The sequence below is a fragment of the Burkholderia sp. Bp9140 genome (assembly GCF_003853425.1).
In the GTDB taxonomy this organism is placed as follows: Bacteria; Pseudomonadota; Gammaproteobacteria; order Burkholderiales; family Burkholderiaceae; genus Burkholderia.
Window position 1 is genome coordinate 40,586 of the sequence record NZ_QTPQ01000010.1, and the last position, 25,313, is coordinate 65,898.

General features: G+C 61.7%; 17 protein-coding genes and 3 pseudogenes. 11 read left to right on the plus strand and 9 right to left on the minus strand.

The window, feature by feature from the left end:
• Nucleotides 1-300: 300 nt before the first annotated feature.
• Nucleotides 301-2,493: an ATP-binding protein gene (locus DIE21_RS10620; RefSeq protein ID WP_124497663.1), complete on the plus strand. Its 2,193-nt coding sequence runs from the start codon at nucleotides 301-303 to the stop codon at nucleotides 2,491-2,493.
• Nucleotides 2,494-2,550: 57 nt separating this feature from the next.
• Here the strand turns inward: DIE21_RS10620 and DIE21_RS38265 are convergent.
• A pseudogene (locus DIE21_RS38265) lies at nucleotides 2,551-2,873 on the minus strand (MgtC/SapB family protein); the annotation flags it as partial.
• A gap of 362 nt (nucleotides 2,874-3,235) precedes the next feature.
• Here DIE21_RS38265 and DIE21_RS10630 point away from each other — a divergent pair.
• The 3 genes from DIE21_RS10630 to DIE21_RS10640 all read left to right on the plus strand — a co-directional run bounded on the left by DIE21_RS10630 (nucleotide 3,236) and on the right by DIE21_RS10640 (nucleotide 7,658).
• Nucleotides 3,236-3,520 (plus strand): helix-turn-helix transcriptional regulator, encoded by a 285-nt coding sequence (locus DIE21_RS10630; protein ID WP_124497664.1) that lies wholly within the window; start codon nucleotides 3,236-3,238, stop codon nucleotides 3,518-3,520.
• A complete protein-coding gene (locus DIE21_RS10635; protein WP_124497665.1) occupies nucleotides 3,510-4,814 on the plus strand; it encodes a HipA domain-containing protein in 1,305 nt (434 codons plus the stop codon). Before DIE21_RS10630 ends, DIE21_RS10635 begins: the two co-directional genes overlap by 11 nt.
• 903 nt (nucleotides 4,815-5,717) lie before the next feature.
• Entirely contained in the window at nucleotides 5,718-7,658 is a 1,941-nt protein-coding gene (locus DIE21_RS10640) for an ATP-binding protein (RefSeq protein ID WP_124497666.1), read from the plus strand.
• Between the two features lie 535 nt (nucleotides 7,659-8,193).
• Here DIE21_RS10640 and DIE21_RS10645 read toward each other — a convergent pair.
• Nucleotides 8,194-9,144: a GlxA family transcriptional regulator gene (locus DIE21_RS10645; RefSeq protein WP_124497667.1), complete on the minus strand. Its 951-nt coding sequence runs from the start codon at nucleotides 9,142-9,144 to the stop codon at nucleotides 8,194-8,196.
• Between the two features lie 884 nt (nucleotides 9,145-10,028).
• Here DIE21_RS10645 and DIE21_RS10650 point away from each other — a divergent pair.
• Together DIE21_RS10650 and DIE21_RS37725 are read left to right on the plus strand one after the other, a co-directional pair.
• Entirely contained in the window at nucleotides 10,029-11,114 is a 1,086-nt protein-coding gene (locus DIE21_RS10650; protein ID WP_124497668.1) for a helix-turn-helix domain-containing protein, read from the plus strand.
• 125 nt (nucleotides 11,115-11,239) lie between these two features.
• Nucleotides 11,240-11,338 (plus strand): annotated as a pseudogene (locus DIE21_RS37725) (transcriptional regulator); the annotation flags it as partial.
• A gap of 337 nt (nucleotides 11,339-11,675) precedes the next feature.
• Here DIE21_RS37725 and DIE21_RS37165 read toward each other — a convergent pair.
• Nucleotides 11,676-11,822, minus strand: a complete 147-nt coding sequence (locus DIE21_RS37165) for a hypothetical protein (RefSeq protein ID WP_185640633.1) — start codon at nucleotides 11,820-11,822, stop codon at nucleotides 11,676-11,678.
• Here DIE21_RS37165 and DIE21_RS10660 point away from each other — a divergent pair.
• Both DIE21_RS10660 and DIE21_RS10665 read left to right on the plus strand, forming a co-directional pair.
• The gene (locus DIE21_RS10660) at nucleotides 11,751-11,915 is read left to right on the plus strand and encodes a zinc ribbon domain-containing protein (protein ID WP_124497669.1); all 165 of its coding nucleotides are present in this window, start codon (nucleotides 11,751-11,753) and stop codon (nucleotides 11,913-11,915) included. The genes DIE21_RS37165 and DIE21_RS10660 overlap by 72 nt on opposite strands.
• Nucleotides 11,916-12,144: 229 nt before the next feature.
• Entirely contained in the window at nucleotides 12,145-12,348 is a 204-nt protein-coding gene (locus tag DIE21_RS10665) for a cold-shock protein (protein WP_057926883.1), read from the plus strand.
• Nucleotides 12,349-12,452: 104 nt separating this feature from the next.
• Here DIE21_RS10665 and rpoD read toward each other — a convergent pair whose 3' ends face one another.
• The 4 genes and pseudogenes from rpoD to DIE21_RS10685 form a co-directional block, all read right to left on the minus strand.
• Entirely contained in the window at nucleotides 12,453-14,480 is a 2,028-nt protein-coding gene (gene rpoD / locus DIE21_RS10670; protein ID WP_260432404.1) for an RNA polymerase sigma factor RpoD, read from the minus strand.
• A gap of 381 nt (nucleotides 14,481-14,861) precedes the next feature.
• A complete protein-coding gene (locus tag DIE21_RS10675) occupies nucleotides 14,862-15,290 on the minus strand; it encodes a VOC family protein (protein WP_124497670.1) in 429 nt (142 codons plus the stop codon).
• A 410-nt stretch (nucleotides 15,291-15,700) separates the two neighbouring features.
• Nucleotides 15,701-16,015 (minus strand): annotated as a pseudogene (locus tag DIE21_RS10680) (pseudouridine-5'-phosphate glycosidase); the annotation flags it as partial.
• A gap of 36 nt (nucleotides 16,016-16,051) precedes the next feature.
• A complete protein-coding gene (locus tag DIE21_RS10685; RefSeq protein WP_260432406.1) occupies nucleotides 16,052-17,206 on the minus strand; it encodes a leucine-rich repeat domain-containing protein in 1,155 nt (384 codons plus the stop codon).
• 265 nt (nucleotides 17,207-17,471) lie between these two features.
• Between DIE21_RS10685 and DIE21_RS10690 the strand changes: the two genes are divergently transcribed.
• Both DIE21_RS10690 and DIE21_RS10695 read left to right on the plus strand, forming a co-directional pair.
• Nucleotides 17,472-18,074, plus strand: a complete 603-nt coding sequence (locus DIE21_RS10690; RefSeq protein ID WP_124497772.1) for a cytochrome b — start codon at nucleotides 17,472-17,474, stop codon at nucleotides 18,072-18,074.
• The gene (locus tag DIE21_RS10695; protein WP_124497672.1) at nucleotides 18,074-19,597 is read left to right on the plus strand and encodes a glycosyltransferase; all 1,524 of its coding nucleotides are present in this window, start codon (nucleotides 18,074-18,076) and stop codon (nucleotides 19,595-19,597) included. The genes DIE21_RS10690 and DIE21_RS10695 overlap by 1 nt, the downstream gene beginning before the upstream one ends.
• Nucleotides 19,598-20,039: 442 nt before the next feature.
• On the opposite strand, the gene DIE21_RS10700 is transcribed toward DIE21_RS10695, so the two are convergent.
• The gene (locus DIE21_RS10700) at nucleotides 20,040-21,686 is read right to left on the minus strand and encodes a protease pro-enzyme activation domain-containing protein (protein WP_124497673.1); all 1,647 of its coding nucleotides are present in this window, start codon (nucleotides 21,684-21,686) and stop codon (nucleotides 20,040-20,042) included.
• A gap of 967 nt (nucleotides 21,687-22,653) precedes the next feature.
• Nucleotides 22,654-23,922: a hypothetical protein gene (locus tag DIE21_RS10705; protein WP_124497674.1), complete on the minus strand. Its 1,269-nt coding sequence runs from the start codon at nucleotides 23,920-23,922 to the stop codon at nucleotides 22,654-22,656.
• Between the two features lie 546 nt (nucleotides 23,923-24,468).
• On the opposite strand from DIE21_RS10705, the gene DIE21_RS10710 reads away from it, so the two are divergent.
• The gene (locus DIE21_RS10710; RefSeq protein ID WP_124497675.1) at nucleotides 24,469-25,245 is read left to right on the plus strand and encodes a hypothetical protein; all 777 of its coding nucleotides are present in this window, start codon (nucleotides 24,469-24,471) and stop codon (nucleotides 25,243-25,245) included.
• The last annotated feature ends 68 nt before the right edge of the window (nucleotides 25,246-25,313 follow it).

Consider the following 25,313-nt stretch of genomic DNA (forward strand, 5'->3'; position numbering starts at 1 on the left):
TTTATCTGCTGCGGCGATAAGGATCGCTGCTCGGGCGGCGGGGCTTGCCCGGTCCGGCGCGGGTTGTCCGGCACGATCTTGCGCGCCTCGTTGCTGCAGAATTTACAAGCGCGGCATCACCCGGCACCGCCCGCGCGGGCCGAGGCCGTGCCGCAAGGCCGCCGGGCCTCGTCACGCGCGCGGTACGCCGTTTGCTTCCGTCGGCCCGGATAGGGCGGCGCCACGAAATTGCCGGCCGCCAGCGGCATCTCGTGGTCGTGAGCGATGAAAACTGACTCTCCCCTGCTGGAATCGGCACCGATGCGGGCCGATCACTTCGTCCAGTTCTACGAGTCCGACGAGCAGCTCGTGTCGGAAGTCGCCTCGTTCGCGGCCGATGCGCTGCGCGACGGCGGCAGCGCGATCGTGATCGCTCGACCCGACCGGCTCGCGGCGATACACGAACGCCTGGGCACGTTCGGCGCGTCGATCGGCGGCGCGGCCCGCGACCGGATCTTCATGTCCGGCGCGCAGGCGCTGCTCGACAGCTTCATGGACGGCGACCTGCCCGACCCCGTGCGCTTTCGCCGCTCGATCGGCACGATCGTCGACGCAGCGATCCGCGCGGGCCGGCCCGTGCACGCGTTTGACGAAATGGTCGCGCTGCTGTGCGCGCAGTACCGGTATGCCGGGGCGCTGCGGCTGGAAGCGCTGTGGAACGAGCTGATCGAGCGATACCGCTTCTCGCTTTACTGCGGCTATCCGCACGATGCGTTTCCGAGCGCGGAGCAGTCGGAAATGTTCCGGCACGTGTGCGCGCTGCACCGCCGCATCCTGCCGGCTGCGTCGCTGCGCAACGACGAAAACGAGCTGCACCTGACGCTGGCGCTGTCGCAGCAGCGCTCGCGCGCGCTGAGCGACGAGATCCGCCGCCGCGAGGACGCCGAACAGCAACGCAACGGCGTCCTGATGCACGCGCCGTTGCCGATCGCGCTGCTGTCGGGCCCGGCGCACCGGATCGTGCTGGCGAATCACCGCTTCTCCGCCCTGTGCGGCCGGACCGACATCGTCGACCAGCCGCTGACGGCGGTGCTGCCCGGCGGCGATACGCCCGCGATCGTGCGTGCGCTCGACGCAGTCCGCGCGCAGGGTCGTTCGACGACGATCGGCGAACACCACGACCGTCCCGAACCGGACGACGGCGCCCGCGTGTACCGGCTGCATTTCAATCCGCAGCCGCTTGCGGAGGGAATCGGCGTGATCGTCAGTGCGGTCGAGGTGACCGAGCACGTCGCCGCGCGCGAGAAGCTCGTCGCCGCGAACGCCGAGCGCGACCGGCTGCTGGGCGAACTGCGCGACGCGAACCAGGCGAAGGATCAGTTTCTCGCGGTGCTCGGCCACGAACTGCGCAATCCGCTGACGCCGATCTCGCTCGCGCTGGAACTGATCCGCAACCGCGACGGCCAGGCGACGCCGAACGAGATCGCGATCATCCAGCGGCAGCTCGACCACATGGTCCGGCTGATCGACGACCTGCTCGACGTGTCGCGCATTACGCGCGGCAAAATCACGCTGAAGAAGGAAACCGTCAGGCTCGCGGACATCGTCGAGCGAGCGGTCGAAGTCGCCAGCCCGCTGCTCGAACAGCGCCGCCATCGCCTGCATCTCGACACCGATCCGGACGCGCTCTGCCACGGCGACCCGGTGCGGCTGTCGCAGGTCGTCGCGAACCTGCTGACCAACGCGGCGAAATACACGCTGCCGGGCGGCGACATCACCGTGCGCGCGACGCACGGCACGGACGGTACCGCGACCATCGAGGTCTGCGACAACGGCGCCGGCATTCCGCCCGACCGCCTCGACAGCATCTTCGAGCCGTTCTACCGGCTCGACGGCGAAGCGAAGCAGGCGCATGGCGGCCTCGGCATCGGCCTCGCGCTCGTGCGCAGCCTCGTGAACCTGCACGGCGGCACGGTGCGCGCGGACAGCGCCGGCCCCGGCTGCGGCAGCACGTTTACGATCGTGCTGCCCGAGTACCGGCCCAAAGCCGTGGCGGTGGTCGCGCCGCAGCCTCCCCCGGGCATCCGCGCCATGGCGCCGGGCAGCATCGGCCGGCGGGTGATGCTGGTCGACGACAACGAGGATGCCGCGTCGACGCTCGCGCAGTGGCTGCGCGACGCCGGCCACGAGGTCGCCGTCGTGCACGACCCGGTGACCGCGCTGGCCGCGTACCGGGCGTACCGTCCCGACGTCGCGATCCTCGATATCGGGCTGCCGGTGATGGACGGCTACGAGTTGCTGCGCCGGCTGAAGGCGATCAACGAAGTCACGCCGTGCATCTTCCTCGCGCTGACCGGTTATGGCCGAAACGTGGATCGCGAACGCTGTCTCGCCACCGGGTTTCTGCAGCATTTCGTGAAGCCGGTCGACCCGGCCGCGCTGCATCTTGCGATGAGCCGGCCCGGGACGACCGGCGATGCGCATGACGGCACCGGTGCGGAGGCCGGACGCTGAACGCGGCACGAGGAACGGGGCACGCAGCCGGTCGACGATCGAGCGGCCGTGTGCGGCTCAGTTCTCCGGTGAACAGCGGACCGACGTCAGTCCGGCCGACTCCAGGATCCGGATCAGTTGGGGCAGCATCACATCGGCGTCGGCCGGTTCGCGCCACGGCACGAACAGTTCCTCCTCACGCAACGCACGCGCGGCCGTTTCGCGAAAACGCGCGTCCGGCACGCCAAGCCCGCGGCGCGCAGCCGGGTCGTCAGGCGGTCGTGCGCCGTCGAGCCCGGTTCGTATTCGACCGTGACCCGCGCGGTCCTGGCGCTGCGCACGCGCTGCTCGACCAACCGCAGCGGCCACACGATCAGGAGTCCAAGCACGAGCCCGAGCGCGATCCTGACGAGGACCGCATTCCACTCAAGTACGACCGGCATCGGCTCCATGCGCGCCTCCATGCAAACCGTCATGCGGGATACGTCGCGGTACGACCGCGGACGACGCTGGCGGGACGCAAGGTGCGGGCCCGGTTCGCGCGTGCGGTGCGACGACGCCGAGTCGCCTCCCGTCCCGCATCCGATCGGATACGGAAATGACCATCCGCCGTGATTGCGCAAGCCTCGGTTCCCGATCGGGTACGAAATGGCGCGCCGATTGCCGCGATCCCCTCTCCGTTCCTGAACGGATACGAAATGATGTCCGGGCCAGCGAGTTGTGCAATACTGTTCCCGATCAGATACGAAGCACGGAGAACGTCATGTCGGAGTCCCAGTCCGTCGACACGCTCGGCGCGCTCGCTCACCTCATTCGCGCGGCGCGGCTCCAGCAGGGGTTCACGCGCGACGCGCTCGCGAACGCGACCGGGCTGTCGCCGAAATTCATCAGCCAGGTGGAAGCCGGGAAGCCGACCGCGCAAATCGGCAAGGTCATGCTGCTGCTCGGCGAACTCGGCGTGCGCCTGTATGCCGAGTCGTCGGTCGAGATTTCGGAAGCCACCGCGCTGAAGGCCGCGCAACGCCGCAGGAGCAGCCATGGCGGCTAGAACGCTGATTGCCTCCGCGAACGGCGTGCGCATGGGCACGCTGACCGACGACAAAGGGATCTGGTCGTTCGCGTACGACCCGCAATGGCTCGCGTCCCCGGCCGCGTACCCGCTGTCGCCGGCGTTCGCGCTGCGCGCCGGCCCATTCACCGACACGTCGACCGATCGCCCGGTCCAGTGGTTCTTCGACAACCTGCTGCCCGAGGAGGGCATGCGCACGTCGCTCGCACGCGAGGCGAAGGTCGACGCCGCCGACGCATGGGGCCTGCTCGCGTACTTCGGGCGCGAATCGGCCGGCGCGCTGACGCTGCTCGCCGACGGCGAGCAGGAGGCGCCCGGCAGCCTGCAGCCGCTGTCGCTCGACGAGCTCGAGCGCCGGATCCAGGCGATGCCCGAGCGCGCGCTGACGGCCACCGCGCCCAAGCGCATGTCGGCGGCCGGCGCGCAGCAGAAACTGCTGCTGGTGCTGCGCGGCGACGCGCCCGACTACGCGCTGTACGAACCGGTCGGCAGCGAGCCGTCGATGCACCTGCTCAAGCCGGACATGCGCGCGGCCGGCTACCCGCACTCGGCGATCAACGAATTCTTCTGCATGAAGCTCGCGAAGAAAATGGGGCTCGACGTGCCCGACGTGCACTTCCTGCGCGTGCCGTCCGCGTGCTACGTGATCGACCGGTTCGACCGCGACGTCGCGTCGGCGCCGGCCGGGCGCGTGCATACGATCGACGCGATGCAGTTGCTCAACTACGACCGCGGCTTCAAGTACCAGCGGGCGAACGCGCAGGAGCTCGCCCGCGCGATCGACCGCACCAGCACGCGCGCGCTGGCGCGCCTGTCGGTGTTCCGCTGGACCGTGTTCAACGTGGTGGTCGGCAATGCCGACGCGCACCTGAAGAACCTGTCGTTCTTCGTCGACGCGCGCGGCTACCGGCTCGCGCCGTTCTACGACATCGTCAGCACGGTCGTGTATCACACGCCGACGCACCGGCCCGACCATCGCGGCGATCATTGGCCGCATTGCGAGCTGACGATGCCGCTCGGCACCGCGACGCGCTTCGCGGACATCGACGTGCACGCGCTGATCGCGTTCGGTCAGGCGCTCGGGCTCAGGGAAAAGGCAGCCGCGAGCGAGTTGCAGCGCTTTCTCGAGCCGCTCGATCGGCATGTCGCGCAGACGCTCGACGACGTGCGGGAGATCGCGCGGCCGGACGCCGGGGAGACGCGGTTGCTGCATTCGATCGCGGCGATGCCGATCGCGGAGATGGGGCGCGCGCTTCGGCGGACGCGCGATTGAGCGGGGATGGGCGCGGACAGGCGGCATCCGCCGTGAGGCGCACGGCGATCACTGGCCGCACCTGCTCGGCGAAGGTGGCAGGTTCGGCAAGATGGCTTTGCCGTCGCTCGCGCGGCGCCCACTGTATCAATATCGCGCGCGGTGCAGGTACCGGTCACGTCGACGCGCGGGAACCCGGCAACGCCGCGCGCCGCGAGCCGCGAGGGGGATCGGCCGATGACATAATAATGTCGGATTTATTTTGTTTTAAATTTTCAATACCATGCCTGGATTGATTCCCATATCCAAGGAATCCAAATGAATTAGATTTTCCTCCACGCCTGCCATTCCTGTCGTGCTCGCGAGCATCGCCCACACTGCGACTGCCGCGAACGTTTCCGCGCAGCAAGCGGCCCGGTCGACGCCCGAATGTGAACGCACAGTGGTGGCCAAGGTCATTCGGCGCGTACCAGAATCTGAGCGGTAGGCGTAACGTGCTTGTCGCCGTCCCGATATCAGTCCGGCCGTATCGTGATCGATCGCACTTGAGCGAACGATGCTGACCGGCCAGTGCCGTCATCCCGGGATCCACTGCCTGCGGCACACCCGAACCGAATGCAGTGATCTCCCGAACCCTCTCCGGTCGACGCTCGAAAGCGAGGTGAGCATTCTTGTAGACGTTCGCCCGCACGCCCGATTAAACATCGACAGAATTTAATTTGAACAAATCGACCGCCATTACAGTAATTTAATGACGCAATCAACCCATTCAGCTTCACGATCTCCGCATCCTCACCTGGAACCGACACGCAAATTGCAATATGAATTATTACTATGCAGTCCATAGTGCTTTCCATCCATTGATGCCTTGTTCGATATCTGACATTCTCGAAACGTGTCGGCGGCGCATGGGATGCAATTGAAATGAACGAATTTCGTTTTGAAAATGAAAACCACGCCGCATGCAGTACAGTCGCCCCGGATCTTGCAGCTCCCAAGCGTTCGAAAACAGGATCCTCGGCTGTTTCGTCAGACAAACCTCGCCTCGCAAGCCCAGACGGGCTCGAGATCATCAGCCTGATCGATGTTCTTCAGACGCCAGCATGCTATTTCGACGGGAACGGGGAAGTCGTAAGCATCAACGACGCATGGCTGGTCTACGCGGATCGCCCCATCGGCACCCTGCATCGCGTCCAATGGATAGAGTTGATCCAGGCACAGCACCGATACACTGCTCTATCCGCACTGCGCGCCGCACACCCGGACTCGGACCATATGGCGCTGGAGTGCCGACTGGTGGGTTCCCGCGGCATCGACCAATGGTTCATCGTCAATCTTCATCGTGTTGGCGCCGGGTGGCTTTGCACGTGTACGAACATCCATGACCTCAAGGTCAAGGAAGGCGAACTGAAGAATCGCGCGTCGATACAATCAGACATGCTCAATGTCAGCATAGATTGCATCAAACTGATTTCGCCAGCAGGAAATTTGCTGCACATGAATCGCTCCGGATGCCTGGCATTAGGCGTCGATGAAGACGCTGGATTCGGTATGCCGTGGCTGCCGTTGTTACCCGAAGACGTCTGGCCCGAGGGAAATAGCGCACTGGATTCCGCCAGGAGCGGTGTCTTCGGCAGATTTTCTGGGCGAAGCGAGCTCCCGGGACGCGATATTCAATATTGGGACAATATGCTGACGCCAATATTGGACGCCGACGGCAAGACGACTGCCATTCTATGTGTGTCGAGAGATGTCACGCGCGAGCGCCTCGCGCTCGATCTGCTCCGGCGTAATGAGGAGCGGCTCGCTATCGCGACCCGCGTCGGAGGACTGGGAATCTGGGACTACGACATCGCGTCGGACACACTGCAATGCGACGAGAACTGGTATCGAATCATGGGGCGTGCTCCGGGCAATCCGATTACCTCGATTGACGAGTTTCGCCCCTTTATTCATCCGGACGACGTCGACAGGGTCATTCAAGTCACGCAGACTGCGAAAGCGTTCATTTCATCCGGCGGGGATGATCGGTTCGAGTATCGCGTTGTTCAGCCCAATGGTGAAATCCGGTGGGTTCAGTCCACGGTCTATCCGCAGAATGAAAGCGGAGTCACCAAACGAACGATCGGGTTCGTGCTCGACGTGACCGAGATGCGTTTGGCGGAGCGTCGTCGAGAGGCATGGCTGCACTTCATTTCCCACGACATGCGCTCGCCTCAAGCGTCGATCCTTGCGTTGATCGATCTTCATCGAACCGCCGAACAACACACCGCCACACCGAGCCTGCTCGATCGAATTGCCATGTATGCGCACCGAACGCTGGCGTTGGCCGACGACTTCGTTCTGCTGGCGCGCGCCGAGGCGCCGACCTGGTCCCTGGCGGAAACGGATATCGGCAGCGTGGTGCTCGATGCGACAGACGAATTGTGGGCATTGGCTCAAGCGCGAAGCATCCGGCTCGACGTGAACATCGGGGACGATGTCTGCGTCGCACATGTGGAGCCCTTCCTGCTGGTACGTGCGGTCGTCAATCTCGTCAGTAACGCGATCAAATTCAGTCCACGGAATGCCACGGTAACGGTACGTCTGTCCCGCGTTGAACACGGCTATGCCATTACGGTCTCCGACCATGGCCCCGGCATTTCTGCTGAAGCTCGGCAACGTCTGTTCGAACCCTTTCAACGCTTTCAGGCGGGGCCTTCTCGTTGCCCGCCCGGCACGGGCCTCGGGCTGGCTTTTGTGAAGACGATTGCCAAGCGATATGGCGGTAGCATCGAGTTGCACACTCGCCCGGGTAAAGGCTGCACATTCATCTTGACGTTGCCGATCACTTCGCCGCGGACGTTGCCGCCTGATGCTCGATGAGCACGATCCTTGCCTTGCTACGCGCTTGACGTCCCGGTCATCGAAGCCTGAGCCAACCAGGTCCGGTATGTAGCGCCGGTAGTGGCGCTGAAGGATTGGGTAAGCCGCCCCGCCGATGTCTCGAGGGTGTTCGTGGCTGCGGCGACCGGATATTGCCGCCCGCCGCCACGACGGCATCGACTGTCGTGCGCACGATTTCGCGCCCCGCTTCCTCGACAACGGACTACGGGCTATTCGCTCGCACGTCGGCAAACACGCCCGCGCAGCGACCTCATCCCCGCCCGGATCAAATCGAGCCTTGATCCGTCGCGTGCCGGCGTTACCCGCAAAAAATGAGCGTGCGCTACCCCCACGCGTTCGCGTTCTGATTCGCGCAGCGCCAGGCAATCCGCGTGCTGAAAAATCTCGATGAAACTGCAATATATCGACAGATTGAGATAAGTATTCTTATCACAATAGCACTATCGTTATGCGGAACTCGCTGATCGGGAAATGTGCCGTCATGGATTTTGACGGCCGGGATTGAACGATTGGCTCACGCGATGCTAGTGGTCGCTTCGGTACGCGCGCGGTATTCGGTCGGCGTTGTCGACAGGTATTTCCGGAACAGCCTCGCCAGTTGCGCGCCACTGTTGATGCCACAGCGACGCGCGACCTTGTCGACAGGCAAACTCGATTCCACCAGCATCTTGCAACTCATGTTCAGGCGCGCGCGCAGCAGATAGTCGGATGGCGTCATGCCGATCTCGCTCTTGAACCTTCTCAGGAAATTGCGCTCGCTCATGGCCGCAACTTGTGCCGCGTCGTCGATCGAGACAGGCCGGTCGACGTTCGCCTCCAACCAGCGCGCGGATGCCGTGATCTGCTCGCTCACGCGTGACGCCATGCTCGCCGCAACGGGCAAACCGAACGGTGTAGGCGCCGGTGCCGCCAGAGATCCGGACACACGCCTCGCGAGGACTTCACCCAAGTCGTCTTCGACAATTCGCAACGCCATGCGAACGGCATCAGGCTCGTCGCTCGGCGACCCGATAGCGTATATGCTTGGAGATTCGTTGGCGGCACGAAATTCGCTCGAAAGACCTGCCGCATCCAGAAGATGCCTTCCTTCGGCGATCGGATAAACGCCTTCGCAAAACGGATGCTTGCGGCGCAGCCAATCGATCAGCCGCTTGTCCTGACAAGCCAGATGAGCGGCTGCTCCGCCGGCGACGAACACGATGTGCTTGCCGTCCACGCGCCGCCGCGAATCGATCCTTTCCGTCCAGACGAAAACCAACGAAGAGGTGGCAATGCGGCCGCCAGCGGCGGAGACCAACGCTACGTCGTAGTGCGCCTCGCCGGAAGGACGAGATGCAGTCAGCGCACTTGCCTTATGAAAAATCTCGATGATCGCCGCGACATCGTGCAGCGCAAATCCATTGGATAGCGCAATGTCAACTCGCGTCGGTGCCCGTGCAGCGGGCTTCCGCGAGCAGGTCAGCATGGCATGCTCTAATTCCACGGTTATTCCCAAGTATGTCGTCGACCGGAAGAGGTCCGCTCCGGGTTCTGCAACTCGAACCCGTTGACGCAAGCTATCCGGGCGACCCTCGGCCACGATCGAGTGGCAGAATCGAACAGCCCGTGGCCGCCTGAAACGGGCAAGCATCGATGTACGGACGGCCCCGAGAATTCTAGGAGGGGCGGTCGGGGCGACTTGACACTCCGTCTCAAAAATGACGAACTTCACGCGTGTCCGAAAATTTGTGCATAAAGACGTCCCGATCCATGCATGGCTGACTTCGGCATGAATGCATTGATCATCGGCACGGATACGCACGCTGGATCGAAATCTTGAAAGTCGTGCCGTTCCAGGCGGAATGGGCTGTCAGCCAGATACAGTGCGGTCCGCACTTTCAGCCGAGCAGGGCCTGGCCTCGTCGAATTGTCGGAAAAACGAGCGATTCGGCCCGGCTTTGCGCATGCGGTGGAACCGCAATTCGCAAACGATTGCTGTGCCGATGTGGTTATCTTTGGCTTGTGTCAGGCACGTCGCTCCGACAGTCGAGGGGTGCCAACACGTGACCGGAATGCAGTTGACTGCAGCCAACCGCGGCCGGACAACGGATGGCTGCGGTTGACTTGCGGTCATTCCAACAAGCCGAAACTGAAGTGTGATGCGGCCACCGATAGTCGCCCCGTTCAAGAGCGCGTGGAGTTTCCGGGTACTGAAACGATCGAGTTGGCTGAAAGCCGTCCTCGGTGCGCTACGGCAAAGTACGTACTGTATGCTTGACATGCCACACCAGCGCGTTCTGAGCGGGCCATTGGCTCCACAATACAAGGTTCGGCCGCGCGGGACGGATCAACCCCGGATGAAAATCAGCAATGACCGCTGCATTGAACGACGACCCGCTACACACGGCGATACCGCCAGGCCGCTTGTTGTTGCCGCCGGAGCCGCCGACGCTCGCGCCTGGCATCGCGCACAGCCATTTCAGCGTTCAAGGCGACGCCCGTCGAAGCTTCCTGGCCTGGCAGGAGCGCATGAGTCCTGTCTACGACATTTGGCCTTCGTCAAAGCAAGCCGAGGATACGTTCGATGCATCGCTGTCCCGTTACACAATCGACAATCTGAGCATCTTCGACTTTCGCACCGGGCCGAACCTGGCCGTGCGATCCTTGGGTCGGGTTTCGACCGAGAGCGTTCGCGACATCACGTTCAGCGTATTCCTTGAAGGGCCGCCGGCCGAGTTCCTGGGCGGCAAACCACGGTCCGACGTGCCGCACATGCCGCAATTGCCAAGTATCCTCGCGCTGGACATGGATCAGCCGTGCACAATCCGGAGTTTTCATGGTCGGATACTTCTCCTTTTTGTGCCGCGCGCTTTGGTGGAAAGGTCATTCCCTGATGCAGCCTCCCTGCATGGCCGCTGGATTCACGCCACCACCCCTCTCACGCGCATACTGATTGAGCATGTGGTGGCGCTCAGGAGACAAATCGTCGGCCTGGGCAAGAAGGAGGCGCATCAGTCTTTTCTCACCGCTGTCGAGCTGATCGTTGCAGCTTTCAGCCATCAAGCGGGTCTTGCCGGTAACGCTCGCGCGGCGGTACGCGCTGCCATTTACGGGCAGGTGCGGCGGCATGTAGAGACAAATCTGCATGATCCGAATTTATCGCCTGACAGCGTGCTGGCATCGCTACATCTCTCACGCGCCAGCGTGTATCGCATCTTCGAGCATGAAGGTGGCCTGGCCGCCTATATCCGCAACCGCAGGCTGAGAATGGCGGCCGATGAGCTGGTGCGCTTTCCGCATATGGAGGTACAGGACGTAGCCTCGGGGTTGGGTTTCAATGATGCGTCGAGCTTTACGCGCGCATTTCGTCGCGCCTTCGACATCGCGCCACGAGAATTGCACGAGTACGCACCGTTGCTCCAGCGCGGAAGTACAAAACGGGCGCGCTTCACATAGGGGCAGTTATCGAATAAATAGGGTCGGCATCCTAATCCTTGCCAGCGCGGCGGCAGCGCTTGCCGGGTTTCAGACTCCACCGAGATTTTTCGCTTCAGGCGCGACAGCCAGTGCCCGTGATCGGGGAACAGGGCCGCCGCAATCCGACTGGTGCAGCGCAGACGCTGCTGCGCGTCGCCGTGCAACACCCTGAAGCACTGAAGGATCTCCAGCCGGCCGGCTGACCTCTGCATCGGGCGTCCCGCTTCCTTACGCAATCGGCATGTTCAGGCGTTCCGCGCGCGAAGCCATGGGCGTCGCAACGACGCTTCAGGGTATCGAGGTTCTGTTGAGCGCAGGCTGACGTCGTGCACGCCACTAAGCCAGCGTCGCGGCCTGGCTCGCCCCTTCGTGCCATGCCGAATAAAGCGCATCGAGGCGGGCTGGGCTCGGCGCACCATGCATCGCCTCCCCCCAAAACGCTCGATCGCCCGTGTGCCCGGGGGCATGAACAGGTGACGGAGGTTCGTGCGATCGAGCGCAGTTGCAGTTCGAGTCCCTCGCCATCGCATTAATGCGGGTTCACTGCAATATCAAGTTCGCGCCGCCACGAACCATACTCATATCCTCGGGCAGCATCGATACCGGAGGAATGCCATGCCGACCTACCAATACCGTTGCGAGAAGTGCGGCAAAACGTTCGAGAGCGTCGAGCATCTCACTGAACATGCATCGGCTCATCCGCCTTGCCCTCATTGCGGAAGCGAACAGGTTCAACACGTACCGACGCCATTTGTCGCGAAGACGTCAAGAAAGAGCTGATCCAGGCTGTCGACTCAATTTTCCCGTTCGCCAGGCGCTGACGCCGAAATCGCTTACGAGGCAGCGCGTCTGGTTCAACGAAGATTTTGAGGGGTTTGCATCGGCTATGCCAGCGTGGCTTACAAAAATCCGGATTGTCAATGACGGCCCCCTCGTGATACAAGGTAGCCGCTGTCTGGCGCAGGCCAGTCGCATCATTTACAACCGATTTCCTTGGAGCGTTCAGAGTATGGCAACGGGTACCGTCAAGTGGTTTAACGATACGAAGGGGTTTGGATTCATCACGCCGGATGACGGCGGCGAAGACCTGTTTGCGCACTTCTCCGAGGTTCAGGGAAGTGGCTTCAAATCGCTTCAAGAGGGCCAGAAGGTCAGCTTCGAGGTCAAGCAGGGTCCCAAGGGAAAGCAGGCCGCCAGCATCAAGCCGCTGTAAGTTTTCCCCGCAGCGAACACGCCCGGTCAGGCAACGATCAGGCCGACGCGTGATCGCTGCAAGTCTGGAGCCGGGCGTCGATGGGATATGACGCCCGGCTTGCCTCAGCGCTCAAGAAAGGGCCTGAGCTTGTCCGCCCGGCTGGGATGCATCAGCTTGCGCATCGCCTTGCTCTCAATCTGACGGATCCGCTCGCGGGTCACGTCGAACTGCTTGCCGACTTCTTCAAGCGTGTGATCGGAATTTGTGTCGAGCCCGAATCGCATCCGCAGAACCTTGGCCTCGCGCGGCGACAACCCGTTGAGTGCCTCGTCGATCGCCGCGCGCATGTTCGCGTGAATCGCCGCCTCAGCCGGTGAACTCGCCGAGACATCCTCGATCATGTCGCCGAGCGTTGCATCGGCGTCGTCACCCACCGGGGTTTCGAGCGAGACAGGTTGCCTGGCGATCTTGAGGATACTGAGCACTTTCTCCTCGGACATCTCCATGCGCTTTGCCAGCACTGCGGGATGCGCCTCCTGCCCTGTCTGCTGCAAGATTTCGCGCGATATCCGGTTCAGCTTGTTGATCGTCTCGATCATGTGGACCGGCACGCGAATGGTCCGCGCCTGATCGGCGAGCGCACGCGTGACAGCCTGCCGGACCCACCAGGTCGCGTAGGTCGAGAACTTCCAGCCGCGCCGGTATTCGAACTTGTCCACGGCCTTCATCAGGCCGATATTGCCCTCCTGGATCAAATCCAGGAACTGCATGCCGCGGTTCACGTATTTCTTGGCGATTGAAATGACAAGACGAAGGTTCGCCTCGATCATCTCGCGCTTGGCCTGCCGCATTTTCAGTTCCGCGGCACTCATCTGGCGGTTGATCTGCTTGAGCTGCTGGAGCGGCAACGAGACCCGGGACTCGATGTCGACGAGTTTCTGCTGCGCCGCCTGAATCGCCGGCTGATGTCGCTCGAGCGCCGCGCCAAACTGCTGCGAGGTCGCCGCCGTGCGGTTCGTCCATTCGAGGTCGGTCTCGTGGCCCGGGAACGACTCGACAAACGCGTCGCGCGGCATGCCGCAACGGTCGACAGCAATCGCCAGGATGCTGCGCTCGATCGCGCGAACCTCAGTCACTTGTCCATGCACAATGGCGCACAGGCGGTCGATGGTCTTGGCCGTAAAGCGGATCGGCGCGAGTTCACGCTGGATCGCCGTGCGCACTTGCGCAGCGGCTGCGGAACGGGCAGCGCCAGTGACAGGCACATCCGGCAACTGCTCGAACAGTGCACGCACGCGCGCGAAAATCACAAGACTGTCGTTCGTGAGTTCTTCGAGGCGTGCCGCGTTCACCTTCTCCGAATCCCCGGCGTCCGTTTCGACGTCGTCTTCGTCGGAATCATCGTCGGCGGCGAGTGCTTCCCCGTCCTCTTCCTGGGACTCCGGCGTCATTTCGCTTTCATCGGCGTCGGCACTGATGCCATCGACCAGTTCGTCGATGCGGAGTTCGCCGGCAACGATGCGGTCGACATCGGCAAGAATCGTGGACACGATCGACGGACACGCGGCAATCGCTTGAATCATGTCCTGCAGACCATCTTCGATCCGTTTCGCGACCTCGATCTCACCGGCGCGGGTCAGCAGTTCGCTGGCCCCCATCTCACGCATATACATCCGAACCGGATCCGTGGTGCGGCCGAATTCGGAATCGACGGTCGATAACGCAGCTTCCGCCTCCTCGTCCGCCTGATCGTCGGATGCCACGGCCGGCGCAGCGTCGGTCAACAGCAGCGCTTCGGCGTCCGGCGCTTGCTCGTACACGGCCACGCCCATGTCGCTGAACGTGCTGACGATGGTGTCCATCGCCGCCGTTTGGGCAAAGTTGTCGGGCAGGTGATCGTTGATGTCCGCGTGGGTGAGATAGCCGCGCTCGCGACCGAGCGCGATCAACGCGCGCATCTGGTGCTGGCGCTCCTCATTCTGGCGTGCCAGCGACGCGGTGTCCGTCGGTGTCAGGGCCTGGGCCTTTCCCTTTGACGCACGGCGGCCGGCTTTTGCCGTGGCTGTGATTTCAGGGGATGTGGAATCGTTCCGATCAGAAATTGCCAATACATGCTCCTCGACAGATGAGCCGACGATCGTCGCGAGCATGACGCCAGAATGGGTTGCCTGCCGGGATGCGAACGGAATCGTGTACGCACAGATAGTCGAGGGCGGGACGCCTCGCGCGAAATCCGTATGCGCAGCTTGTGGGGGGGCGTGCATGATACCGGAATGTATTGTGCGGCACAACACGGGGGGCCTTGGATTTCCATACACCATACCCGTGTAGCCCGCTCTGGCTGTGACAAGGGGGGAGCAGTCGCCCCCTGTCCCTGCCAGTGAATGCGTGCTGTCGACCCATTGCTGCCGCCAGGTTCACACGGACTGCGCGGACCGTTCTCAGCACTTCATCAGCCATTCACCTGAGGGGCGTGTGCTGCTCGTCGGCCAGATCATTCACCGCACGAGGGACTGCCACTGCGGCCATCATCATTTCTCGTCCCGCATGGATGGCGTAAAGGTAATTCCTACCAGCAATCCTTCCGGCCCGATGAAGCGACTGACGGTCTGGCCCCACGGCTCACTCCGATTCCTGACCAGCATTCGATACCCCCGTGATTCAAGTTCCGCTGTAGCCGCTTCGACATTATCGACATCAAACTCAATCCAGGCTTGCGGGATGGGTACGTCGCCAGGCCACGAATCCGTGTCGAAGCACGACTGAGCGGCCTGAGAGAGCGGCCACAAGGCGAAAGTGTTTGCGCCATTCATGCTCTCAGTATGGAGGTAGCCGCCTGTCTCTTCCTTGAAGGGGATACCGAAGGCCCGACTGTAAAGCTCGCGGCTTGCCTCGGCCTCAATCACAATCGGGCCAAAGCCTGCGATGAACAAGGCAGTGGTTTTTGGGAACTTATCCATGGCTTTTCCTTTGCCTCGAACGAGCGGCGCCGTGAGGTGCGAACATGTCCGCCCGCGCCCATCGGGTTGAAGTGGCTGCCAGCATTCAGGTAGCGCGGGGCATGGATGAGTGTAGGCTTGGCCGGCAGACATCTCCACCCGGCAGTGAACGGCGATCTGGCGGGTTCGATAGCGCTCGCGGCATCTCGACTGCGTGCGTCACGTCACGGGCGTACTGCTGACGCTCGATTGTTCCTTTGTGACTTCGGTCGGACGACCGTTCCTGGCCCAACTCGGCCGGCTACCACCCAGCAACGCGCGACCGGCGCAGATCGACCCGTGTGAGACGCTCAGTCAGGATTTTCGAATGTCCGGTCGCGCGCCGACATGAGACGATTGCCGGTTAAGCTTCGAGCTTGCCACCGACCGTCGCCGAGCGCGAGCGATTTAGAGCCTTCGCGGCGGCTCACCTTGTGTACCTGGTCCGAGCGGCCGAGCAGTTCGAGTTCGTCGGCTGTCAGGCCGATGTGGATGCGCCCGCCGATCAGCGCGATAGTCGCGGGATCCGCTCCCAAATCGCGGATCAAGGCCTCCACTTCGCGCGCAGTGTTGACGTTCTCCGGGTAGGGCATGCCGTGGGCAATGATGGTCGACGATTCCAGCGCCACGAGTGGGCGGCCGGCGGCCCGTGCGGCGGCCACAGGCACGCTGAAGTTCAACCAGGATTGGGCGAGGTCGGCAGCCATTTGGATCCTTTCAACGCTGCGATTCGATTCGAATGGTCACCAGACAACTCGAGTGTTTGGCAGGGCCGCCTTGAGCTCATCGACGTTCTTGGCCCTGGTGCCGTAGAGAACCAGCTCTCGGAGTCCTGTCAGGCCCTTCAGTACTTCGATGTCCTGGACCGGCGTGTTTGCGAGATAGAGCTCTTGCAGACCGGTCAAGCCCTTCAGCGCATCGATGTTTTGAACGTCGGTGCGAAAGAGATTCAGCGTTCGAAGGCCCGTCAGGTCTTTCAGCGCATCGATGTTCTCGACCCTGGTGTCGGCGAGATTGAGCCTTCGCAGGTCCGTCAGGCCCTTCAGCGCATCGATGTTCCTGACTTGCGTACGCGCAAGCACGAGTGTTTCCAACTGGCGCAATCCCTTCATCGCATCGATGTTCTCGACGTTGGAGCCGTCGAGCACGAGCGTTTTCAGGGTGGGCATTCCCGTTAGCAAATCGAGGTTCCGAACTGGAGTATTGGCGAGATAGAGCGCCTGCAGATCGTCCAGCTTCTTCAACGCATCGAGGCGCTCGACTTGCGTCTCGTTGAGATCGAGCGTTTTCAACGCGGTCAGCTGGCTGAGCGGCTTGATGTTCCGGACATTCCTCGCGCCACCCAGCTTGAGTGTTTCCAGGTGAGGCAATTTCTCCAACGCGTCGAGGTCCCGAACCTGCGTGTCCCGGAGATCGAGTTCCCGCAGGTCAGTCAAGCCCTTCAGCGCATCGAGGTTCGAGACCCGGGTCTCCCACAGATTGAGCGATTGCAGGCCGGTCAGTCCTCGAAGCGCATCGATGTTCTGGACCTGGGTGCGGTGGACCACGAGTCGTTTCAGGGAACGCATGCCCTTGAGCGCGTCGATGCGCCAGACCGGAGTCCCCGTGAGGTCGAGCGATTGAAGACCGCCCAGTCCGTCAAGCGAGTCGACGTTATCGACTTCGGTGTCTGCCAGATTCAACTCGAGTCTGAGGCGGAGCTTGATTAGATGCGGGAGCGCCGCGTCGAGCTGCGAGGTCGTCAATGCCGGCTTTGCCCGCAATGCCAGGCATCCCGACTCGGGTGTCGTAGCGGAATCGCTGCTGTCATTGCAGGCGCCCGCGTAAAATCCCAGATCGATCAGCGCCCGTTCATCCAGTTTTTCCCGAAAAGGGCTCAACACCACCAACAGGCTCACAAGCAAAAGGCCGATGCCGCCGGCAATGGCCCATGGCCTGGCACGGCGCCAGACCGATGTGCGCAAGCCTGCAGAAGTGGGCTTTGTGCTTGAGGGTGGTGTTTCGGACACGGCGGGCTCTGTTCGTCCAAGGTCGCTTCCTTTATACACGAAGCAAGGGAACAAAACGGCGCACCGGAACGTTCTCCGAGATGGATGGGTCGTACTTTCAGACGCGCTTTTCAAAACGCTTTCGACCCCAAACTTTTACCCCATCAATCAACTGATGACGACACGCATCGAATCGCCACCTATCGCGCTCGACGGCGCGCAGGCGCCGTCGCAGTACACACGCACGGCGATGGTCCTTCACTGGACCATCGCCGTTTTGATGATCGGTAACGCGGCCCTTGGCTTGAGCGCGGACTCACTGTCCGATGGCTGGGTGCGTCCGGTAATCGACACGCACAAGTCGATCGGCATCACCGTGCTCGGCCTTGCGCTCATGCGCATCCTGTGGCGCGTTTCACACCGGCCGCCGCCGCTGCCGCGCGAGTTCCCGTCGTGGGAGCGCGTGGCCGCACACGTCGCGCACTTCCTGCTATACCTGTTGATGATCGCGCTGCCGCTCTCGGGATGGGCGCACGACTCCGCATGGAAGGATGCGCTCACGCATCCGATGCGGCTTTTCAACCTGTTCCCGTGGCCGCGCATCGGCTTCGTGATGAACCTCGTTCCGTCCGTCAAGGAACCGCTGCACACGGGCCTCGGCACATTGCATACGTGGCTCGGTTATGCGCTGTATGCGTTGCTCGCGATGCACATCGGCGGCGCGCTCAAGCATCAATGGCTCGATCGTCAGTCGGTCTTCAAACGGATGGCGCCGTGATGGACGCCGATATCGTCATTGACGCCGTGCGCCCGGCGGCACGATCGACCGGTTCGGCAGACGCGCGGAAGAAGTTGCTGGATGAAGCGTTGGCGAGCGTGTCTCCGCGTATCGTGCCGCGCCCGGCGACGTGGACCAGCAGGCTGATTCACGGCGGCGTCACGGTGCTGTGGCTGCTGCTGTTCGCGCGAGCGTTCTTTCTCCACGGCGTCGTCGCATGGTCGAGCGGCATCATCTATGTCTTCTACGACACGCTGCTGCTGTTTTTCGTTACGGCAAAAACGCTGCCGCTCGCACGGCGAATCGTATCGACGCGCGCGGCGCAGCATGAGCGACCGTTGCCGGAGATGGGTGTCATCGTCGCGGCGCATGACGAGGCGGCCGTGCTGCCGGTGACGCTCGCCGCGCTGCTCGAACAGGTCGACGGTCCGGCGCAGATCGTGATCGCCGACGACGGCTCCACCGACGGCACCGCCGAGCTGCTCACCCGCCGATTCGGCCTGACGGCGCCTGCACTCGGCGAGTTGAGCGCGCCGAGCGCTCGTCACCCGAACCTCTACTGGCTGCGCGTGCCGCACGGCGGCAAGGCGCGCGCGCTGAACGCGGCGATAGCGGCGACGACGACCGAGACCGTGATGACCGTTGACGCCGACACGCTGCTCGCGCCCGACGCCACCCGCGCAATGCGCGTGGCCTTCGCCGGAAGACCGACGCTCGTGGCGGCCGCGGGCATTCTGGTGCCGGTATGCAGCAAGTCCGTGGGCGGCCGCATGTTCCAGTGGTTCCAGACATATGAATACATGCGCAACTTCATCGCGCGCTTTGCGTGGATGCGAGCGGACAGCCTGCTGCTCGTGTCGGGCGCGTTCGCATCGTTCCGGCGGGACGCTCTCGTCGCGGTCGGCGGCTTCGATCCGCAATGCCTCGTTGAAGACTACGAGCTGATCCACCGGCTGCGCCGCTATTCGGCAGACCGACGGCTCGACTGGGACGTGCGCGTGGTCGGCGACGCGCACGCGCGCACCGACGCGCCGGGCACGCTCGCCAGTTTTTTGCGGCAACGCCGCCGCTGGTTCGCGGGTTTCCTCGAGACCCAATCCTGGAATAGCGACATGACGGGCAACCGGCGGTACGGAACGCTCGGCACGCTGATGTTGCCCGTGAAGGCGTTCGATACGATGCAGCCAGTCTACGGACTGACCGCCTTCGGCCTGCTGGTCGCGTTTCTGCTCGGCCGCCACGACGCGATCGTCGTGTCGATCTTCAGCGTCATTTTTCTGAAGACGGTAGTCGATCTGGCGTTCTACGTGTGGAGCATCCACCTTTACCGGCGCTGGACCGGCCTGCGCGCCGGATCGAGCCTTTGGATGGCCGTGGCGGCGGCCATCGCGGAGCCGTTCACGTTCCAGTTGCTACGCCACGTCGGCGCGGTGCTCGGCTGGCTGCACTTCCTGCGCGGCGGCAAGTCGTGGGGCAAGAAGCACCGCTCCGGCCTCATCGCGTCGGCCGGCGAACGGTACTAAGGAGCGCGTCAGGTCAGTCTATCTTGGGTATTCGTATTTCCCGGTTGATGCGCGCGTTTTCTGTTGCGCTGCACATTTGAGCGCCCTGCGCGTGTGTCGTCCGACGGGCTCATGTCGACCCTTCCCGGTCTTACAGGGGCCCGAAACCGAACGGCAGTTATGAAAGTACAGGCGACCTACGATCAGCTCGGTCACCAATCGAATTTGTCCGTCTATTTTGGTTGTCAGGGTGCGCCATATTTCTCACCTTCTTTTTGTTTTGCTACGAAGTACTGATGATTTTTTTTGAACGTGAACGCTAGCCAATAGGCAGTTCATGTCACAGGCTTGTCGCCTGGAATTGGCCGGCCCTTCGAATCCGACAGCTTGTTCCGAAGGGCCTCACGACGCCAGCGCCGCCGGTATACGTCGGGCGCCGAACTGCGGCGCGGCGACCTCAGCCCTAGCCCACCTGGGTGAGCGTGGCGAGCAGCTTCTGGCCGTCAGGGATACCCCAGCCCGTGACGGCACTGAAGCCTCCGGCGACCGGCGGATATCCGATGCCGGGATCGGGGTCCGAGTCGTTGTTATGGCCTGAATTGACCGCCGTACAGGCAGTGCCACCCACCGTGCCGCCGCCGGGGAGCAACTTGTACAGCAGCGGAGCGAGGAAGCGCTGCTGTTTGCCCGTCGGCAGCTTAGCATTCGTGCGTGCGATCAGTGCGGCCCACATCGGCGTCGCCGCGCTGGTGCCCTCGCCGGGCACCCATCCCACGGCTATGCTGCCATCCTGCTGCTGGAACCGCATCAAGCAACTCGACCCTGGATCTCCCGCGAGCGCCGCGACGTCAGGCACGATGCGGCCATTCGCGCTGACAGGATTGAGCGAAGTTACCTGGATCCCGCTCTGCCAGTCAGGCCGCGCAAAGCGATCGCTAACACCGCCGCCAGTCGACCCACCGCCTGTCTGCTGTTGGCTATTTGGCTCGAAGCGCGTGCCGGGAGCGTCCCACCAGGTCGATTCCACGCCGTCCTTGATCATTGTTCCGCCGACGGCGAGTACATGCGGACTCGTGCTGGGAAACTCGACATGGACGCCGCCGTCGAACATGTCGCAACCGGTCCCGTCGTCGCCCGTGGAAACGCATACCGTGATGCCGATCAGGCGAGCGGCATTCAGGCGTCGGTCGATGGCGCCGAGGGCAGTGGCCGACCAAGTGTGAAGATCATCCTCGGAAACCCCGTAGCTAACCGACAGCACCACCGGTCGATCAGCGATCACCGCGTCCATCATCCGGATGAATCCCTCCTGCGTGAACGTGGCGAAATAGACGGTAATCTCCGCTGCGGGACACAGGCCCGCGACGATCTGGACGTCCATGTTGACTTCCGAACTGGTGTCCAGGTCGGTTGGGTCCTGCTTCGTGAGCAAGGCCTTGATCTCGATCTTTGGAGTAGCAATACCAAATCGCTGAGCGAACGTGGCCAGGTCCTGCTTGAAGACGGCCCCGCCGAACTCCGCGATGCCGATGCGCTGGCCATTGCCATCCCCGTCGGGAAACTTGTAGTGTTGCTGCAACTGCGCCGGCGACAGGCCCGGGATCGTTGGGGCTTCTACGGCTGCCGCTGCAGAAGGGCGCGGCCTTGTAGTACGCCGGAATACCCGGCGGCCGTCCAAGCCGTGCACGCCCAGCACGAGATCTTTCAATTCGGCTGGGATCGAATACGCCCCCTCGCGTCGACCGACGTAGGCACCCTGGCCGGCTTCGCGGTAGATGGACAGCCCCGGCCGAAACGCGCTCTCGACATCGGCAGCACGCCCCGAGACATATAGCGAAGGCGTGTGAGTCGGGCTTTGCTCCACCTGCAGGTGATATTGACTGAGTACCTCCTTGACCTTCGCGATCGTATCGGGATCTGCCGCATAGGTCGCCGCAAGTTTTTCCGGCGACCAAGTTGATGTGACTGCCCCTTCAGGCAGAGCCTCCCGCGACTTCAGGTCGAGAATCAATTCGATACGGCGATCGGGATCGACGTCGCCGACACGAGTCGCACCCTTAGCAGCCGCCCGGTAGCTACCCGGAAGGATGACGTGAGTGTTGTTGGCCATGATCCATTGCTCCTTTCTTGCGTTGTTCCCCAGTCGTACCTCGAACTTCCACCGCACCACACTGTTCACTTCCTCGGATACTGGTGTCGCAGCTGGATAAATGTTTTTCGGCTATCCGGGTTCCTCTGTGATGGGCAGTTACGCGGCAGGCACTGTCTGAGTCAGTTGGACGACAGAGTCTTGAAGGGGTTTTACAAAGCAGCCTGTGACTACCACCATTCCTTGGGGTGTTCTCCTCAAGACGGGGTAGTAGATTTTCAGACCATCCTTGATGTCCTGCGGGATGTTGACGGGGCGGAGCCGACGCCTGAATGTCCAACCGTCGACGCATGTGAACGGCTGTTCGTGGCGGGTTTACGACGATCTCGCCGGTCAAGTCCACTATGTCATGTGCGCTTGACGGTTTCGATGGGTAATCGACCTCCAAGATGGGTAGGTTGAAACGGTATGCCCTTCCGCTCAGGCGTTTAGGTCATGGCCAAACTGCGCGCTGAATTGTCGTGAAATTGAGTAAATGTTTTGAAAAGCATCTCTTGATCGCGAGCAGATTCTTTGGAAGGCCGCTTACTTGGCTGAGCCGACGCCAGAACGTCCGAGAACGCGACGGGCGAATGACGCTTCATGGCTGATCCTGGACGTCAAAGTCGGCGTGGCGCTCATCCGTCCGGTCGGTGTCGAAGGAATCACATGCGAGTTTATATTTCCAGAGCGCAAGCACGCTCGCGCTGGAGTGGCTGACGACGTATACGGGGCGGTCGATTTTTTTAAGCGCCGAGGTCCAGCTCGACGGATCCGGCGCAGCCAGCTCGGCTCACACAAGCTGGCCGGCCGCTTGCAACCCGAGGCAGTCGCGGAGCCCCCGCAATGGGAAGGGCCGGAGTTTGGCCCTCCCGGACGTTTGGGCACCCGACGCCGACTTCGCCGAGTCGCCCGTGCCTGTCCCGAATCCCGCGCGTGCGGCGTGTGGCTACCTGCCATTCGGGCTATCTCCGCTGCTGCCAGCAGAGGCCAACGGAGTTCGTCCGGCAGCGGAGATATGATCAATCAACGCAAAGAAATGGTCCACCGCATAGCCCGCCACGAATGCGATTGCGAGAGGCGATGCCGAAACAGAACCGTCGATGAACTTGTCGAATAGCCCAATCACTGTCCCTACAATCACGGCGACAACCACGCGTCCGCAGTAAGCACATCGAGCATGTGATGCGTGGTACGTCTGATTTCGAGTCCGGGCACACAAGTCTCGAAGAATAAAGGCCAAACTGCCAAGGAGCGCGTATAGGACCGGCAGCATATAGGCGGCGATGGCACTCCAAAGAAAATCGCTGGTATGTTGAGCATTCTGTGCCATCGCCCGAATGTCCTGATACACCGCAAGCTTCTGGAGGCCATCGTCTATCGAGTGCTCGGCCCCTTGGGTTTGTTGGTCGCCCTTACTGCCATCACTTGGCTGAACGTGACGCACCAGCATCGGCAGGTTCACTTCCAGATTTTCTCTCCGGGTCCACGCGTTCAGCATCCACGGCGATGCGTAGGGGTTCTCGCTACCATGAAGCGAGAGTCGTTCCAACCAAATTGTTTCCGCGTAGAGTTGGCGATTGTTGCGGGCGAAGATCTGAAGCTGTTTCTTTATCTCGAGGGCATTCGGTGTCAGCGCTTGTTCGTATTCGATCTCGGGTATTTCATTCGCCACGGGCACTATGCCTTGGGCAGTTGGGGGGTATGGGGCGTGTGCGCGCGTTCGAACCGATGCACTATCGGAATGGTGGGCATCACGTCGCATTTCGAGTGAGACAAGCAGGTTTCGCTGCGCCTGAAGCGCCTCGTGGAGAGGAATCGCGATCTTGTCGTTCTCTTCGACCAGTGCTTTCCCGTTCTCCGACAGCTTCGAGTTGACGAACATGAACATCGATACGGGAACGAGGAACATAGCGAGTATGGTTGTGAACATGAAATAGCGTCGGGTCTCGTTCCTCGCCACTTTCAGTGATTTCGGATCGAGCGTCTCTGCGCTAACTGGTCTTATTACATTCGCCAAACGACTTTGCGCGCAATACACGGCCACCTCGAGTTCAGCCGGCAATTCGCCGCTGGTCAGGGCTTTGCGAGCCTTCGCAATCGTTTCTGGTATATCCGGCTCGATCTTTTTTCCGGCGCGAGCCGCATATGCCAGCATTCGTTCAGACTCGTCGAGCACCTTTCCAGCAGATGACCCGGCAAAGTTAGCACTTGACATGATGCCCTCCAATTTAACCAAGGCTAGTGACGTTTACGACTTGGACGGCTGTACTAACGCATCTATCATGCCATCGCGCGAACGCCGTAATCCGGCGGACGCGTCAATTGCTTCGTTCCGGTTGGTGCGCGGAAGTGTTGACGGATGGCCAACATTTTTCGCGTCATGAGTTTGGTCGACGGAGACAGCCATTCACAAGGACGTGGCGACAATCTGAGCCGGATCCGGATATACCGATGCGAGCCGAAAGCGTTCTGCTCCGACCATTGGGTGCCGCGGGATCCGTACTACAGATTTCGAGGTGTTGCCGACGTTCCAACATCGGGACATGCGGGCGGCAAATAGCCGCGAGCCGTCCGACACGGTGGGCCGTAGCCGGCCACAACCGCCTTTCGACCCAATGCGAGGGATATGACGGGTTTCAAACTGAAACGGCCATTTCGCGCGGCACGTCGGCCGGCAAGTTGTCGACCATTGCTGCATTCGGAACCGGCTTCGTGCATCGCGTAGAATCCTCGCCTACCGCGGTTACGCGAAAAAATCACAATGACAATAGAACCGTCTTTGGCGACTTCCACACGTACCGTCTACGGGATTGCGTGGTTTGAAGAAGCGATTGCATGCGCGCGTGACGTGTTAGGACATAGGGAAGTAATTTCCGTTGGCGGGGTACAAGGAACGGTTGAGTTTCCCAGCCTGCCCGATTGGTCGCCCACTGAGAGCGATCCCCTGAACGGGCCTCTAGTCTCCCCCGAGATAGCGAAAGATTGGACGCGCGGTGGCAAACCGATCTGGTGGGGGCGGCCAACGAGTTATCCGGCTGGGAACGCCAGCGTTAACTGTGTGCTGCTCGAATTCGTGATTCAGGAATCGGAACTGCAGTCCGCCGGAATCCAGATCCGTGATGCGTTCATGCTGTGGCGCTCAACGTTCGATGAATTTCTGGAGTTGATCACCAAGCAAAGACGAATCCGCGCTATCGAAGTCACGGGGGAGGTTTCCGGACTGCATTTGTTCTATCGGGATGCAGAAGATAAACATGTCTGGGCCTATGACGACATTATCCACGTCACCATCACGAGCTCGCGCGAAGACACGCGTCTGAAGCTGACGCAACTGAAACAGATATGTAGCCTGTGTTCGTCCCACGTGCGACCATCGTTGGAATATTCGCTCCAGCTAGATGCGTATAGGGCACTGCGAAGGGCGGATTATCGTAAGGTGGTTGTCGATTCAGCAACCGCAGCAGAAGTGGTACTCACGAAAGCCATCGTTAAGCTATGCAACGAGACTGGCAAAGACGCTGGAAAGCTTCTGAAATAACGTCATACCCAGACACTGGACCTATCCGTGATTTCGTGGGCGAGGCATATCATGAGGTGTAAAAATCA